Source organism: Prevotella sp. (genome assembly GCF_051059605.1).
GTDB lineage: Bacteria > Bacteroidota > Bacteroidia > Bacteroidales > Bacteroidaceae > Prevotella.
In genome coordinates this window covers 1,868,165-1,884,439 of record NZ_CP050883.1, presented here as the reverse complement: position 1 = coordinate 1,884,439, position 16,275 = coordinate 1,868,165, and the positions used below count along the sequence as shown (strand labels likewise).

The window sequence follows — 16,275 nt, the reverse complement described above, 5'->3', positions numbered from 1 at the left end:
GCTATCAACATTTTATAATATATAAAAGTAATTGGGGGAATAACATATTAGAAATATATAAGGAGACTTTCCTTATACTAGGTAGACATTATCGTGTATAGTTTTAGAGAAGTTATTTAAAATATTTTGCTTATCCTACGTGTTATTTCCAATTATAGCATTGCTATATACAAAAGCTTGATAAGTCTTAGCACAGACTTTATTTTATTTTTACGAATTCTATTCTGAATCTGGTAATGCCGTCAGCATAAGTCTTTAGTGAGAAATGGCAGTTATGCTTATTAAGTACTTCTCTTATGAATATGAGGCCGATGCCTTGTCCATTTGGCTTTGTAGAAAAGAATGGACTGAATAGTTTCTTCTGTGTATCATCTGATATGCCTTCACCTGTATCAGCTATCTCAAGTATAGCGGGTGATGATGAAGTCTTGCAATAGATATCACCATTTTGTCCGATGCTCTCTGCTGCATTCTTTATTATATTGACTATAACTTGTTCTATTAGTTCTGAGTCTACATTTACAAGTACCTGTCCATCTGCAAAATCCTTGTGTATGCGTATGCTGTTTTCCGCACATTTTGTCTCCATGGTCTGAATGCAGTTATCTGCCAACTGATTAAGGTCATTAACCATAAGTTGAGGCTGTGGAATCTTAACAACATCGGCAAATCTAGTTATAAAATTGCTCATAGAGTAGCAACGCTCAATACAGGCCGACATCACATCACGTATGTCGGTAGAGTCGGGTGTATCTTTTAGCATATCGCATAGCGAGTCAAGAGTAGATGTTACACCAGCAGTTGTGTTGTTTACCTCGTGTGCAATCATTCGTATCACTTTCTCGTATGCTTTTTTCTCAGCATCCATAACCTCTTCTGTTAGACTTTCTATAAGGTAGAAGGGATGTGCATAACCTCTATCTATGAATGCTAAACGGCTGCAACGATATATATGCGAGTCGTTCAACTGAAATGTTCTTGATGAGTCTTTGCCTAAAGATAACAGATTATCGGATAGTGGATTGCCTATTTCGCTGATTTTCTTTCCTTTGGTTTCACTTATTGAGATATCTAAAAACTTCTCTGCCGCAGGATTCATTGACGATAGATGTCCGTCAAAGTCGAGAATAACGACTCCAAGTGGTGAGGCATTAATAAGTAAATCTAGGAACTGGTTGGTCTCTCTTACATGCAGACGTTCATCTTTAAGTTGGGCAATCATACGATTAAACACATCAACAATACGGTCGGCATCTTTTTGATTAACATGGCGTAGTCTACTACTGAAATCTTGTTCTTTAAGCAGTTCCAATCCATTACCGATAACTCGAATTGGATTGATCACTTTGCGATAGAAGAAAAACATATAGGCTATTATAATAGCAACAAGAAACTCTGTTGAGTAGAACAGAAACTTCTGTGGAACAAAAGTTTGCACCAGCAGTAATGTGATTGTTGCAGACAACAGTATTATGAGTATTATAAACCAGCCTCGAAGTCTCATTTCTTATAGTCTATATTATATTTTTCTAGTCTTCTATAGAGTGCAGCTCTGCTTAGTCCTAGGTCGAGCGCTACATGGCATAGATTATTATTATGCTTCTTAAGAGATAATATTATGGTACGCTTCTCAATATCATCAAGCGTAAGTCCATCGTTGTTAATGGCAGTGTTCGTCTCTGGACGAATATTTATTTGTGGTTTAAAGTCATCAGCAGTAAGTATTTTCTTAGAGCTAATGATTATAGTACGCTCCACAAGATTTTTAAGTTCACGTATATTGCCACTGTATGGAAGTCGTGTTAGCAGATTCATGGCATCTTGTGAAAATTCTACTTGTGGTATATTATTAATTTCGCATTGTTTGTGAGCGAAATGCTTTGCTAATAGCGGAATGTCTTCGCGCCTATCTCTTAGAGCTGGTAGATGTACTGTGATTAGATTGATACGGTAGAATAGATCTTCTCTAAAGCTATGTTCAGCTATACGCTTAGTTAGATCAGCATTCGTGGCTGATACAATACGCAAATCTACTTTATGAGCATGACTATCACCAAGGGGTTCAAAAGTCTGGTCTTGCAGTACACGCAAAAGCTTTACCTGACTACCAATGTCCAAATCACCAATCTCATCCAAGAATATCGTACCTTTGTCAGCTAACTCAAAGCGTCCAATACGGTCGTTTGATGCATCCGTGAATGCACCCTTCTTATGACCGAACATTTCACTCTCAAAAAGCGATTGAGATATTCCACCGAGATTAACTTTCACAAAGTTTTTATTCTTACGCATACTGTTACGGTGAAGAGCTTCAGCGATAAGTTCTTTACCAGTTCCGCTCTCACCAGTAATAAGAACAGAAGCATTCGTTTTCGCCACACGTTTCACCACATCAAGAACCTTGTTTAGTTCATCGCTGTTTCCTATGATAAACGAGCGGTCGAAACTATCTTCTTCTTTATTTGGGCTATTAATGCTTTGAGAGCATTCCTTATCACATTTATCATCTATAGAATTTAACTCTAAAGCTGTCTCAATACGTTGCAGAAGAGATGCGTTGTTCCATGGTTTAGTTATAAAATCGAATGCACCAGCACGCATACCCTTCACTGCCAAATCAATGCTTCCCCATGCAGTCATAAGTATTATAGGCACATCCTTTCTGAATAACTTAACCTGTTTTAGCAAAGTTATCCCTTCATCTCCTGATGTGGAGAGCGAAAAGTTCATATCCATCAATATCAGTTGAGGTGCAGTATCACGAATTGTGACCATAGCCTCTTTGGGAGAGGATACAGCCACAACTTCATAACCAGCACGTTTCAACATGAATGATAGTGAAGCGCGTATAGAAATGTCATCATCTATAATTAAAATCATATTGCAAATATACATTTTTTCTTCAGAAACTCATAAATAATATGATTACTTCTATTTATAATATATTATTGATTTTTGTAAGGTGATTCCCAGAAGTGTTGATCATCTGTTGTAACTATTGAGTTATCATTGTTATCATCTGGTTGGTATCCTAGTGGGCATAGATCCACAAAATAATGATTTAATTTGTATTCAGGGATATCGGTAGTTCCTTTGATATAGGTTTCCGTATTGAATCCTGTATTATTGATGCATTCTATATGATACAGGTTCTTTGTCATATAATTATCCAAATAATCCTCTTTTGTTTGTTTGCTTTTATGATTCCAGTTTGCATCGTCATTCAATACTAGAGGAAGGCTCATGCGGAGACGCTCACGAACTTCTTGAATGGAGAGTAATATTCCTTTATCATCTGTTATGTAGGCTGCAAAAGTAGGGTCCATCCATACCCATTTATTTAGTGTGCATGAGTATACCACATTGATAACATGGCAATCATTAATCATTACCTTTGGCAAGCAAGTGACATAGCGAGCCTTGAATCCCATGGCAAGGTAACATTCGTTAAGAATTTGCGCCATCATACGGCAGTTAACTCCTCTTTTTTCTTTCTGACAGAGTCTGATCATATCAATAGCGTTTTTACTCTTTGGATTACGCGAAATCCCGTCATGAGGTACAATGTCGTGTACCCAGTACATGATATTCTTGATTTTGGATATTTCATTACCACAGCCTGCTATACTGTCAAGGTTGAACGTTGTTCGTAATCTAACAAGATTCGAATCGTTTGGATTGGCATAATAGAATTGATATGCTTTCTTATCTACTGTATATGCCTGTGATGCTTTCAACATTCCTTCATAATCAGTTTTTTCCTTAAGACGGAGTAGGGATTTTTTAAATCTTTTATTTTTATGCAGGGATATCAGATCTGAGTTCTTTTTTACCAAATTATAGTATTGTTCCCCGTAGTCGGCTGCTTTCTCAAAATCAGCAAGTGCCTTTTTCTTATTGCCAGAGCGTGCATTATAACAAGTGGAGTTGTAATATAAAGTTTTTACATAGTCATATTTCTTTTGCAGCGGGGTGGATAGCTTCTCATATTTTGCTAAAAAATTGTTATATAATTTGGATAGAGCTATATAATCCTTCTTATTCGGTTTCTCTAACTCATCCATCCTGATACTAAAAGCATTGAAGTCTTTTTCAAATTGTGCACAAACTATGCTATCCTGACTTGTCGTCTGTGCATTGATGTTGTAAGAGTGTATTGTCGACAGAATTGTCACAATAGCAATCAGAATGTCTCTCTTTTTTAATTTCATGTTTAATTTTGTTTTATATGATTATATAACGTTTTATTTCTTAATTATATTATCAAAGTCGGCATCAATATTTGTATTCTTTGCGAAATCCCATAAGGTGAGACTACGTAGTTGATAGTAGTAATACCAATAGTAAAAAAGTTGTGTGATATCTTTCTGCCGTGCATCGTCTTTATTTACTTGAGCATCATTTAAGTCTAGGGTGTTAATTTTACCAATCATAAAAGTTTCAATACTAGTTCTGTACCTGCGTTGAGCAATACTGTCAGCCTCAGTGGCAAGTTTAAGTTGCTTGCTCTGATTGTTGAAGTGCTCTACAAGTAAGAATATGTCTTGATTGAAAGTTTGCTGCTCTTGTCTCAGTTTACTTTCTGTTACTTCCCGATTGCTTTCTGCTACTTTTACCTCACCACGGCGCTTGCCCCAATCAAGTATGGGGACGCTAAATCCAATACTTACTATGGTGTTATTTTTAAGATCGTCATAAGCATATTTTATTCTATCATTGCTTATGCCACTATAACCAACAGATGCTGTGAGCTTTATACTTCTTAAGTTGCCCTTTGCTTTTGCTACAGCATAGTCAGACTCTAATTGTCGGCGACGAATGTTTAGTGCAAACGAATTATTCTCTAAAGCTTTGTCCAGAACATCAGCATAACGAATAGACACTTCTGGTAATTTTTCAGGTATGACCAAGTCAATAGGAGTGCTGTCGTTAATATTCAGGAATGTTTTTAGTTGAAACATATTGCTATTAAGCGAGCTTTCATTGTCAGTAAGTGTACTTTGTGCATTGATGGCTGATAATTTTAATCTTAGCAAATCACTCTCACTTACTTGTCCCATCTTTTTTCTTTCATCAGCGATATCATATAGACGCTTTGCATTTTGTAAATTCTGCTTTGCTATATTCACATTTTCATGCGCCAACAAGAGGTTGAAGAAATATTGTATGGTCTTCATCGTTACTTCTTCTGTTGCTGTCACAAAAGCAGCTTTAGCCTCATGATATTTAAGAGGCTCGATACGACGATTCCATTTTGTGTTGTTTACACCGAAAATCGGTTGATTAAGAGTAAGGCTGATGGGGACAGACATGAAGTTTTTCATGCCGTCCCCCTTTATATAGTCTAAAGAGGTGGAGAGAGAGAGTTGACCACCTGTCAGCCAAATATTTTGATTAACATTTAGGGCACCATTCATGCCAAACCAGTTATTTCGTATGAATTTATAAGATCCATCGTTTTGTTGATACGAACTATAGCTCTTATTGAATTGTGGCGCTGTTCCGTCGAAAGATAACTCTGGGAGCAAGTCGGCTTGGTATGTGCGGTATGCCCAGTAAGCTGACTTCAATACTCCACGTGCAACCACAGCATCGACACTCTTTTTGCGAGCCATAGAGATAGCCTCGGTAAGAGTTAACTTTATGTTGTTGTCTGCAGCCTTTGCACATGCATGCATTAGAAAAAATGAAATTAGAAATATAATTTTTTTCATATCATAAATACTTATTCTTCGTGTAAAGCTTCTGCTGGTTGAATTGACATTGCTTTGCGTGCAGGGAACCATGTTCCAACAATTATCATGGCCGCTGTTAGAAAATAAGAAATCAATACTGTCGCAATGAAGCGAACTGGCTCAAGATAGATTCCGTTATGAGCTTTGTTGAGATTTTCAAAAGCCAAGTTTATGTCAATTACTATGGCAAAGATAGTTGCAGCGGATAGTAGTATTATACCCTCTGATATCTGACGTGTAAAAACATCATGGTTAGTACTTCCAAGAGCCTTGAATAGAGCGATTTCGCCTCTGCGTTGCTGGGTGCGGAACCAGAATGTGCCAAGAATACCTAAGAATATGTTTAGCATTAAGAAAGCTCCGCCTGTAGTATAATTGCGTATATCATTCATTCTTTCTCTCTCATAAGAGTTGCGAATATTATCGAATGATTGAATATCGCTTATATACATATTACCGATCCGCAGTTGTTTGTCGGTATCACGCCATAAATTTTCAATGAAATTGTGGTCCATATTGTCACGTACCCTTACACACAATTCATTCATATCTTTGTAATTTTCTTTGCCTAGTTTCATAATACATGTATATGAATACTTTTTGCTATCAAAGTCATTATATTTCATAGGTATGATTGAGGCGCCAAGTATGTAGTTTTTTGTCGTATCAAGATCAACATGAAATGCCTTACCAACAAGTTGGTTTAGCGACTGCATTTTATGTTTATTAAATAAATTGTCTGATAGAAGGATCTTATCTTTACTAAGGAGTTTCGCCAACTCATCCGGCGTTTCGCCATTGGCACCTTGAATGCGGAATACACGTACAAAGTCTGATGTTACAAGTCGGCGTAGTATCCAGTCATTGTTACCAACACTTATGGTGTCATATTTAACTATTGAACTACTATTGCTTCCATTGTAAGGATAGGAGTTTTGAGAATAACTTGCAGCCTCTATCTCTGGGCGATGTTGTATGCGGTTTAATAATTCAGCACGATCATCATTTTCTGTTGTGTCAGCTGGATTGTATTCATGACTATTAGGTGTAAGCTTATTGATGCTTATCAGATAACAATGCGATACATCAAAACCGTGTGGTTGTATATAGTTGCTTACTTGCACATATATATTGTCGGTTATAAACCACATAACCACACTTACTATCAGTAGTTCTACGAATATCCATATATTGAAACGCCATTCGTTGCGTATCTGTTTGAATAGTTTCTTGTTCATGGTCTTATTTCTTTCCGTTTAAGTCGTTAATAATAGAAGTCTTGCATGCCTGCCAAGCTGGTATACCTGTGCTTATGAGATTCAATACAAAACAGAATGCAAGTGCATAAACAAATGTTGATATGTGGATAAGAATACTGATGTTCGTTATTGGTGCATCGTTGTATGAATAAAAATAAGCTGGTGTAAATAGCGAATTGTTAAAACAGTATCCGCAAACTATACTCATTATTAATCCTAATGCTCCGGCACATAGTGTCACGATCATGTTTTCCGTGATGATTTGGCTAGCTATGCTCCATTGTGTGCAACCGAAGGCTCTACGTATACCGATCTCTGATATTCGCTGGCGTAGACGACTATGAGTCATACTGCTCAAGTTGACAGCTGGAACAATTAAAAGTATAAGGAATATAATTAATTGTGTGCGGTGTTCTGCCGTTACATCAGGCTCTAAATTAGCTCCGAAGTTGATAGATTCTTTCTCAGTATTATAAGGGCGATTGCGATTTAAAAGTTCTATTCCACTATTTTTTATTGTGAGATTAAACTTGTTTAGATTGGCTTCTGCTTCAGCATGCACTCGTGACTCATCTTTAGGAGTGTGCATTAATATTGTAGTGCTGAATGCACCCATTATGTTCTCCCAAATATTATTACATATTTCGCGATCGGTGGTATATGGTATCCATATTTGTGAGTATGCTATTGTTGCAAGAGTAGATACATCGTTGACAACTGCCGCAACTTTATATGGTATATGCTTCAGCATAAAGGTACGTCCTGCTACGTTTTCTGTCGTGTTGAAAAGCCGTCTGGCTGTAGAACGACTAATCACGGCTAAAGGTATTCCTGCTTTGAAATTGGCCTCGTTGTATGGTTTTCCGTATATGTATTCAAAGTCGAAGACGTGCCAGAAAGCTGCATCGGTAAGTTTAACGTCAGCAGTAAATGATTTTGTTCCAGATGTTGATAGTGGCTGACGTGTAGTATAAAATGTGTATATTGTAACCGCCTCTGGAGTTTTCATGTTCTTATATATTGCGTTTATTGCAGCTAAAGACATAGGACCATTACTCTCCCCATATTTATTTTTAAGAGAACCGTATTTTACGTGTAGCATTCTATCACGGTTGCTCTCCGGAGAAAATGGTGCCACCTTAACCTGCTGTATCATAACAACAAGCATAATTAGGAATAGCGATAAGGCTGTTCCGGCAATACTCACAATACTTATGAGTGGCTGCTCTTTTAACTGTTGGTATGTTTGTTTAATGATTGTCTTCATATTTTATGAAATTATAATTCATTTTTATTCTTCGTGCAAAGCCTCTGCTGGTAATATATGCATAGCTTTTCTTGCTGGAATCAATATACCTATTAATGTTATTATTGTCATTAAAATAAATGTTATTAATAATGTAATGGATAGTCTTAATATAGTAGCATCTGTATGTATTGTTACTGTCAAATCTGCGTTCCATATATTTACGCTGATAATAGCTGCAGGTAAAGCTGCAATTGCTAATAACAAAACACCTTCAGTTAGAAAATGAACAGCTATTTGCTTTCTACTGCTTCCCATGGCCATTCTTATGGCTATTTCTCCACGGCGACTATTCGTGCGAAACCAGAATGTTCCTAGTAATCCTAAAAATACATTGAATGCGAAAAATGACATCATCAATACTGTGTTGTTAACCTCTTGTGTAACTCCTTGACTTGCATCATCTAATTGCTTGTAGTATTTCATACTTTGGATATCAAAAATATAAAAAGGTGCAATATGTATTTTTGCAGACATAGTCTTAATGAAACTATTTGCGAATTCATTATTGTCCGCATCTGCTTTAACTCGTATATAAATCGATGGTATAGCCTGTGATTTATAAATGTATTCTGGATATGGTGTCATAATATATGGTTCATACCTGTTGTAGTCTGAATTCTTTTGTGGGGCACTCACTGCTATGACTTTATAGTGTAAGTTAGGCGAATAATAATCTGAGAATTTCTTCCCTAAAACATTTGTAGTTCCCCATAAACTATCAGCTAATTCTGCACTAACGATAGCTGGGTTTACATTGTTTATAGCATTCCAGTCTTTATCTTCTAGGTTTTTATGTATACTATGTAACATTGGAATGCGGAAAGTCTTAATGTACTCAGCATCAACATAACGAATATTGGCAGTAAAAATATTTGTAGTGTCACCATCAATGTGATAGCCTTGGAACATTGTGTTGTTAGAATAAACATCTGTTCCAAATGATGTACATACAGATTCAATACCTGGATATTGTTTAAAATTTTTTATTACTTCAGATAAAGGATGCCACCAGAAGCGAGATATACTATCGGCATCTTGCATTTTAATAAATTGATCATCTCTACAATTTACAGTTACTTTATATACATGTTCTTGGTCATATCCTTTTGGCTGAATTCTTGCAGAGAAAAGACCAAAAAGTACATCTACGCAAAACCATAATAGGACAAATACAATGATAAGTTCAGCAAACAGCCAACTGTTAGTACGACGTTGATTCCATATTTGTGTTAATATATTTTTTATCATAACTTATTCTCCTCTTAAGGTGGAAATTATATTGCGACGTGTTGCCATCCAAACAGGAATGAAAACACTTATGAAGTTGAATAGAATAGCAATTCCAACTACCCAAAGAAATATTGTTGGCCTTAGTATCATTGATGTAGATATCTTGCAATCAGCATAATTCAGTAGAGATGTTTCTGAGAAGAGTAACCAACCTTTTACGATGAGTAACATTAAATATGATAAGATTACACCTAGTATAGAACCAATAAAAGTTAATATAAAATTTTCATTTATAAATCTCATAATTAGTTGCCAACGTCTAGCTCCATAACACCGTCTGATGGCTAGTTCGCTCATTTGATGATGCATCTGACTCGACACCAATCCACTTATATTTATAGCTGGGACTACTAATAACATAAGTCCGATTAAGAATAATATAGCTGTCGTATTAACATGACCTTTGAAAAATTGGTATTTTGTAATTGGACACATATCTTTTAACTCAAATGTGTAATCATTGAGTGTTGCATTGTAGCGCTTAAGAGATATTTGTAATTGCTCATTTAATTCAGAGGTACTAACACCTGGAGCACATAGAGCCATAGCTGTTATATTTCCATATAAAGGGTCTGAGGCTTTTATTGTCGGATCAAATGGCATCCATAATTCAGAATATGCAAAATTGAAGAAAGAACTTACATTATCTACAACTCCGATAATTTTCATTGGTGTGAAATCACAGAAGAATGTCTTTCCTATAGATTTTTCAGCACTACCATAGAATTTTCTTGCTATATGCTCATTTATTACCACAACGTTAGCCCTTGCTTGGAAGTCGCCTTTATTGAACGGTTTGCCTGCTAAAAACTTAAAGTTATACATTTGCCAGAACTCAGGATCTACATATTTGCAGAAATGACTTTCACCTTTATCCTTATTAGTTCCACAATACAACATTGTTCCCTTACGTTGGTAACTTATAATAGATGCACCTTTTATGTTATTGAATATCATTTTAGCCGTGCGATAACTCATTCCCGAATTTGCATTGCTATGATCTTTTTTCATATAAGAATATCCCTCACCCGAAAAGACCATTTTGCTTCGATTATTTTCAGGTGTAATATCTCCGATATGTATGTCATAGTTTATCACAACAAGCATTGCAAAAGCTATACTCACAGCAGTACCTAAGATAGACAATATGCTGAAGAACGGCTGTTGCCTGATCTGGTTTATTGCTTGCTTAATGATTGTCTTCATAAATTATTTTATTTTTATTCTATTGAATTTGGCGTCCGTCAAAAAATCTAACAGTCCTGCTTGTTAGTTTTGCTTGGTCTTCGTTATGAGTTACCATAACAATTGTTCTGCCATCTTCTTTATTCAATTTGTGTAGTAGCTCCATAACTTCTGCACCCATCTTAGAGTCCAAATTACCAGTAGGCTCATCGGCTAATATTATATCTGGATTACCTATTATGGCACGTGCGATTGCTACACGCTGGCATTGACCACCACTAAGTTGGGTAGGGAAGTGGTGCATACGATGTGTCAAGCCTACTTTCTCTAATACTTCTTCAGCTTTTTGTCTGCGTTCCTTAGCACTGACGTTGCGATATAAAAGCGGCATCTCAACATTATCAAGTACATTTAGAGAGTTGATAAGATGGAATGACTGGAATACAAAACCTAGTTTTTGATTGCGGAAGGCTGCAAGAGCCTTATCTTTCATCCCATCTGTTTGTATACCTTCCACCTCTATTGTCCCACTTGTAGGTAAGTCTAGCAATCCCATTATATTGAGTAGGGTAGACTTGCCACAACCTGATGGTCCCATTATAGATAGGAACTCACCTTTTTCTACTTCGAGATTTACGTTCTCAAGAGCTACCGTTTCAATCTCATCAGTACGGTAGATTTTGTTAATACCTTTTAATGTAATCATAATTGTTATTTTTATTATTTATATTTATTCTTCTTTCAGAGCATCTGCCGGAAGTGCTTTTGTTGCTCTTCTTACTGGTATATATGTTCCTAGTAATGATATGAATATCATAATTATATATGTTATGGCAGATACTACTGCAAACATCTTTACTGGATGGAAACTTAGATATGGATAATTTATATGCACAGGATCTATCTTAAAGAAATCTTGCATATAAGCTATATTCAGCATTAAGATGATTGAAACTATAAATGCTATTGTAACAATGATAAATGCTTCTGTAATAAATTGGGTTGTTATCCTATTCGTGCTATATCCTATAGCTTTCATTACCCCAATCTCTCCACGTCGGTTATTACAGCGAATCCAGAATGTACCAACCATTCCAAGAAATACACAAATAAGAAAGAATCCAGACATCATTATTTGTAGTCTACACTGATTGTTGATACCGTCATTCTCCATAAAATCTTTTTTAATGTGTTTCATACTGATTAACGACAGATTAATGAAGTTTCCTACTTCAAATCTAGGAGCAATATGATGTTTGAATTTTTCTTCAAATTTAATAGCATCTGTTCCTTCTTTTAGTCTAAAACAAATTATGGCATTTGTATATCCACAGTCTTTTAAAGTTTGATCACATAAAGTTAAGCCTGCAAATGGAGTCGTATGGGTTTTTGTGTTTACTTCCTTGAAGACACCTGCTACTTTTAATGTAGTTGGATCACCTTCAAAATGTAGACTTTTGCCAATAACATTTGTTGTGCCAAAAATATCTTTAGCTAATTGTTCTGATATATATACAGCTTGCTTTGTTGATATTTTGTTATTGTATTCCATTGTCTTGCCGGTTATGGCATCTTTGAATTTGTATGCCTTCATCAGATCGCCTCCTGCTTCATGACACATTCCATATATTTGTGTCGTGTGGTGTGCTGTATCACAAGATATACTGTTGCCTCTGTAATTTGTACTGTTAGGTACAGAAAACCAACCACTTGCAACTCCGTATGATTCTACTTCTGGGCATTGCTTGATAGCATTGACTACACGCATAAAAATATCGTGGTTTATGGTGTCATTATCAGTCTTCGCATCGTAGTGATCACTACTCTTGTCGTACATGCTAAACTGTGAACAATATAATCTGGAATCCTCGTATCCCTCATTTACCATACCCGTACTTACAATACCAACAAGAGGATTGATAGATTTCCACAGGAAAAATCCTACGAGTATAAGCTCAATCATTATCCAGGTATTCTGTTTACGCTGATTCCAAATTGTTTTGAATATTATTTTTATCATGATGATTTATCTTTTTGTGTTAAGAGAATAAATGATATTATGTCTCAACGATAGAGAGGCTGGTATAACTGCTGATAAAAGATTTAATATCATGCAAATAACTATTGCGATGCCTATAATTATTGGATTGAATAGCATGTTGAATGTAATGTGAGTGTTTGTTGCCCCTCCATTGCTAAAGATATTTAATATCCAGTCACTCGAAATTAAGACTACAAGATATGATAATACCAACCCTGCGACAGCACCAATTGCCGTAAGCGCAAGATTTTCACAAACTACCTGTAAAATGAGTGAGTTCTTTCTCGCTCCAAATGTCTTTCTAATTCCCATTTCGCATAGTCTATTTTCCATGCGGCTTGATATTAGTCCGCATAGATTTAAAGCAGGAACAAACAATAAGGCAAACATCATAATAAGAAAGTCGGTAATTATCTCATTAATATTCGGACCCTCGTTAGTCCAATATCTGAAAGTACTTTGCCAATAATCATCAGGCTGATTCATGATATTAACCTTGAAGTTCTTATTTGTGTTGTTTAAACGCTTAAAATATAACTGTATTTCACTTCTTACTTCATCCTTTGTACTATTCTCACTGATGTTCATATAACAAGAATAGTTTCCTAGTAGGTTATCCTTGTCAGCTGAATTCATTGCGTCCTTTTGTATTGTAGTCCATACTTCTGAATATGTTGCGCTCATTGCTGCTGAAACATCTTCTACAACTCCGCTTATTTTATATCTGTCTCCATTTATAGTTAGTTCTCTTCCTGCTACATTCGTAGATCCATAAACGGCCTTTGCTGTAGATTCACATATTACAGCACATCTATTATTAGCCTCTATGTCAGCTTCAGTATATGGTCTACCACTAATAAAGTTGAAAGTGAAGACTTTCCAAAATCCACCATTCGTATGTGTCAGATCTATAGATATGTTGTCTTTGCCTTTTGGCATATTTATGACATACCCTGAACCAGAATTTGAATATCTTCCTTCAATAGCAATATCTTTTACACCTTTTATATTTCCAAGTACTTTGCTACATAGTGAGTAAGATAGATTTCCGCTATTATGAGAATTTTGATTTTCTATTTTATCAATGCATTTAAATACCAATGTGTTATTCCTGTTGTTTTCAGGATATATTGGAGCAAACTTTATGTAATATATGATGAATACAATCATGATTAATGCTACAGATAACCCTGTACCCATTATATATATAAAAGAGTATAATTTGTTTTGTTTAATCAGCGTCAATGCCTGACGAATATATATTTTTATCATATTATATGAATGTTAGTTCTTAAGCTTCAACTTATTCTTATCTTTGTAGTCATTCATGTCACTTACTACGACTTTGTCGCCAGGCTTTAATCCACTTAAAACTTCAACATAATCAAATCCAGCTTCGCCCAATTTAACCTTGCGTTTCACAATCTCTCCATTGCTGTTGGCAACAAACAGACTATATGTGCCGGGACCAGTGTAGTATGCACTGTTAGCTATTCTCATAACATCACTCTTAACGGAGTTGATAACGTAGATGTCGGTATTCAGACCGGAGCGAAGAACACTGTTGTGGTCATCTTTTAGCTGGACAGTAAAGTTGATAACTCCATTCTTTGATAGAGGAGTTACACTACTTATGGTTCCATTAATAGTCTTACCGCCAATTTTGACAATAGCTTTTCCACCAACAGATATTTTATCACCATAAGAATCGGCAATTTCTCCTGTTATCTTGAAATGGCTTAGATCAGAAACTACAGCCACTTGTTCTCCTTGGGTTATTTGTGATCCTATCTGATTGTTTATGTATGTCAAAATAGCTTTGCGTGGCGCACGTATCTTTGCATCTTCAAGCGTACGTTTTATTTCTCCGAGCGACTTTATAAACATATCTAAATCAAGTTTTTGAACTTTATATTCTGCTGCACTTGAAAGACGCTCGTTTATTAATTGCTTCTTTTGTTGTTCCAATTCTATGCGTGCAACATTATAGTTCATCTCCTTCTGGTGTACGTTGTCTCTTGTACTTGCTCCAATACTGTCAAGATATCTTTCACTGTGCATTTCTACTTTCATTCTATTTAACTTCATTTGTGCTACACGAATCTGCATAGCCAAATCAGTAAGTTTTGTATTTTGGTCTACTTTTAATTGCTGTAATTTAGATATTCTCATTTGCTCATCATCCTGACCTTTCTTATAATCAGTTTCGGCTGATTGTAAATCAAGCTTTAGAATAGGTGTTCCTGCATCAACTGCGTCTCCACTCTTCTTATAGGTTTCTATAATTCTTGAATTTATTGGAGAGTTAATAATCTCTTCAAAGATAGGAACAACTTTTCCACTTGCGTTAACACTGACCTCAATAGTACCACGGTCTACGGTTGAGAAAATCAAATCAGCACGGTTTACACTTTGTCCGAGCCATTTTTCTACACCGATGAAGCAAGTAAAAATGATAAGTACAATTGCTGCCGCACGAATGATTCTTTTCTTTCGGCGCTTTTTGATTTCTTCTTTTGGTATTTCTCTGTCCATAGTTTTATATTATTTACTGCCTATTTATAAGCAAGGCCCGTGCCAAGAAACTAATGTGTTGATTATCAGTGTGTTAGTATAAATGCATAGTGTCCGATAATGAACACTTCGTTCATTATCGGACATTAATAGCATCGCATAAGTTGTGAAAGTTGACTTTATAGATGATAGTATTACATCGTTTCCGATTTTTTACCTGGGCAATTACTCTCTTGCAAACGAAAGATCTAGTAATATAAAATTTAATAATATAAGTTTCCTCTGGTTTTGAGACACAATAAAAAAAACTTTTTTTTGATTTTCTAATGCTGTTTCCTAAATGATTTTGCCAAACGCATTGTTATACAATATGTTAGCTAATGTATATAAGTCCGTTCTTATACATTTTAGGGAGTGATTAGGCCCTAATCACTCTGTTGTCCTACATGCTTTACCGAGTGATTAGGGCCTTATTACTCAAAGACGCACCGAAAAAGGTGATTTTATATTTGCTGTACTTCATACATTTTTACCATAATAGGAGTTGATTATAAACATTCATAGTTATATTTACTGAATCACAATACATTGTTTTAAAGCCGATATTGATTATCATTATCGTTTTTGAAATTCCTTACGGAAAAGGTTGACATATCGAAATGTTTTATAAACCAGTTTCGTTTCCAAATTTCAATTACAAAGAGAAATGAGATTTCTATATTCACAATCCCATGAAAGACATCATTGTGATTTGCTTTACTGATGAAAACATGTCCTAATGGACCAAACAAAAAGCGACTTTTGTATTGCGATTAGGGGAAAATCCACTGTTTTTAGTACTAAAACGTGCTTATCATGTAGGAAAGATGTAGGATAGGGTACTAATATACATGGGTTAAATTGCTGATTAATAGCAGCTTAAGTCAAAAATGTAGGTAATGT

At 35.6% G+C, this 16,275-nt stretch carries 12 protein-coding genes; all 12 read right to left on the bottom strand.

The features are described 5' to 3' along the window. Positions 1-199 precede the first annotated feature (199 nt). Positions 200-1,504 (bottom strand): sensor histidine kinase, encoded by a 1,305-nt coding sequence (locus HEQ28_RS07535; RefSeq protein ID WP_434501659.1) that lies wholly within the window; start codon positions 1,502-1,504, stop codon positions 200-202. Continuing rightward, positions 1,501-2,880 (bottom strand): sigma-54-dependent transcriptional regulator, encoded by a 1,380-nt coding sequence (locus HEQ28_RS07530; protein ID WP_434501658.1) that lies wholly within the window; start codon positions 2,878-2,880, stop codon positions 1,501-1,503. Before HEQ28_RS07530 ends, HEQ28_RS07535 begins: the two co-directional genes overlap by 4 nt. A gap of 65 nt (positions 2,881-2,945) precedes the next feature. Beyond that, positions 2,946-4,211, bottom strand: coding sequence for a transglutaminase-like domain-containing protein (locus HEQ28_RS07525; protein WP_434501657.1), 1,266 nt, complete (start codon positions 4,209-4,211; stop codon positions 2,946-2,948). A 33-nt stretch (positions 4,212-4,244) separates the two neighbouring features. Beyond that, a complete protein-coding gene (locus HEQ28_RS07520) occupies positions 4,245-5,714 on the bottom strand; it encodes a TolC family protein (protein ID WP_434501656.1) in 1,470 nt (489 codons plus the stop codon). Between the two features lie 11 nt (positions 5,715-5,725). Beyond that, a complete protein-coding gene (locus tag HEQ28_RS07515; protein WP_434501655.1) occupies positions 5,726-6,973 on the bottom strand; it encodes an ABC transporter permease in 1,248 nt (415 codons plus the stop codon). A 4-nt stretch (positions 6,974-6,977) separates the two neighbouring features. After that, positions 6,978-8,261, bottom strand: coding sequence for an ABC transporter permease (locus HEQ28_RS07510; RefSeq protein WP_434501654.1), 1,284 nt, complete (start codon positions 8,259-8,261; stop codon positions 6,978-6,980). 24 nt (positions 8,262-8,285) lie between these two features. Further along, positions 8,286-9,551, bottom strand: coding sequence for an FtsX-like permease family protein (locus tag HEQ28_RS07505; RefSeq protein ID WP_434501653.1), 1,266 nt, complete (start codon positions 9,549-9,551; stop codon positions 8,286-8,288). Between the two features lie 3 nt (positions 9,552-9,554). Continuing rightward, on the bottom strand, positions 9,555-10,799 hold the full coding sequence (locus tag HEQ28_RS07500; protein ID WP_434501652.1) for an ABC transporter permease: 1,245 nt from the start codon (positions 10,797-10,799) through the stop codon (positions 9,555-9,557). 19 nt (positions 10,800-10,818) lie between these two features. Further along, a complete protein-coding gene (locus tag HEQ28_RS07495; RefSeq protein ID WP_434501651.1) occupies positions 10,819-11,484 on the bottom strand; it encodes an ABC transporter ATP-binding protein in 666 nt (221 codons plus the stop codon). A 24-nt stretch (positions 11,485-11,508) separates the two neighbouring features. Continuing rightward, positions 11,509-12,798, bottom strand: coding sequence for an ABC transporter permease (locus HEQ28_RS07490; RefSeq protein ID WP_434501650.1), 1,290 nt, complete (start codon positions 12,796-12,798; stop codon positions 11,509-11,511). Between the two features lie 6 nt (positions 12,799-12,804). Then, positions 12,805-14,091 (bottom strand): ABC transporter permease, encoded by a 1,287-nt coding sequence (locus HEQ28_RS07485; RefSeq protein ID WP_434501649.1) that lies wholly within the window; start codon positions 14,089-14,091, stop codon positions 12,805-12,807. 12 nt (positions 14,092-14,103) lie between these two features. Continuing rightward, on the bottom strand, positions 14,104-15,354 hold the full coding sequence (locus HEQ28_RS07480) for an efflux RND transporter periplasmic adaptor subunit (RefSeq protein ID WP_434501648.1): 1,251 nt from the start codon (positions 15,352-15,354) through the stop codon (positions 14,104-14,106). Between the last annotated feature and the right edge of the window lie 921 nt (positions 15,355-16,275).

What these genes read in the sequence shown, in the direction of transcription:
- HEQ28_RS07535 (WP_434501659.1), bottom strand. Translation starts at nt 1,504, where the DNA reads ATGAGACTTCGAGGCTGGTTTATAATACTCATAATACTGTTGTCTGCA.
- HEQ28_RS07530 (WP_434501658.1), bottom strand. Translation starts at nt 2,880, where the DNA reads ATGATTTTAATTATAGATGATGACATTTCTATACGCGCTTCACTATCA.
- HEQ28_RS07525 (WP_434501657.1), bottom strand. Translation starts at nt 4,211, where the DNA reads ATGAAATTAAAAAAGAGAGACATTCTGATTGCTATTGTGACAATTCTG.
- HEQ28_RS07520 (WP_434501656.1), bottom strand. Translation starts at nt 5,714, where the DNA reads ATGAAAAAAATTATATTTCTAATTTCATTTTTTCTAATGCATGCATGT.
- HEQ28_RS07515 (WP_434501655.1), bottom strand. Translation starts at nt 6,973, where the DNA reads ATGAACAAGAAACTATTCAAACAGATACGCAACGAATGGCGTTTCAAT.
- HEQ28_RS07510 (WP_434501654.1), bottom strand. Translation starts at nt 8,261, where the DNA reads ATGAAGACAATCATTAAACAAACATACCAACAGTTAAAAGAGCAGCCA.
- HEQ28_RS07505 (WP_434501653.1), bottom strand. Translation starts at nt 9,551, where the DNA reads ATGATAAAAAATATATTAACACAAATATGGAATCAACGTCGTACTAAC.
- HEQ28_RS07500 (WP_434501652.1), bottom strand. Translation starts at nt 10,799, where the DNA reads ATGAAGACAATCATTAAGCAAGCAATAAACCAGATCAGGCAACAGCCG.
- HEQ28_RS07495 (WP_434501651.1), bottom strand. Translation starts at nt 11,484, where the DNA reads ATGATTACATTAAAAGGTATTAACAAAATCTACCGTACTGATGAGATT.
- HEQ28_RS07490 (WP_434501650.1), bottom strand. Translation starts at nt 12,798, where the DNA reads ATGATAAAAATAATATTCAAAACAATTTGGAATCAGCGTAAACAGAAT.
- HEQ28_RS07485 (WP_434501649.1), bottom strand. Translation starts at nt 14,091, where the DNA reads ATGATAAAAATATATATTCGTCAGGCATTGACGCTGATTAAACAAAAC.
- HEQ28_RS07480 (WP_434501648.1), bottom strand. Translation starts at nt 15,354, where the DNA reads ATGGACAGAGAAATACCAAAAGAAGAAATCAAAAAGCGCCGAAAGAAA.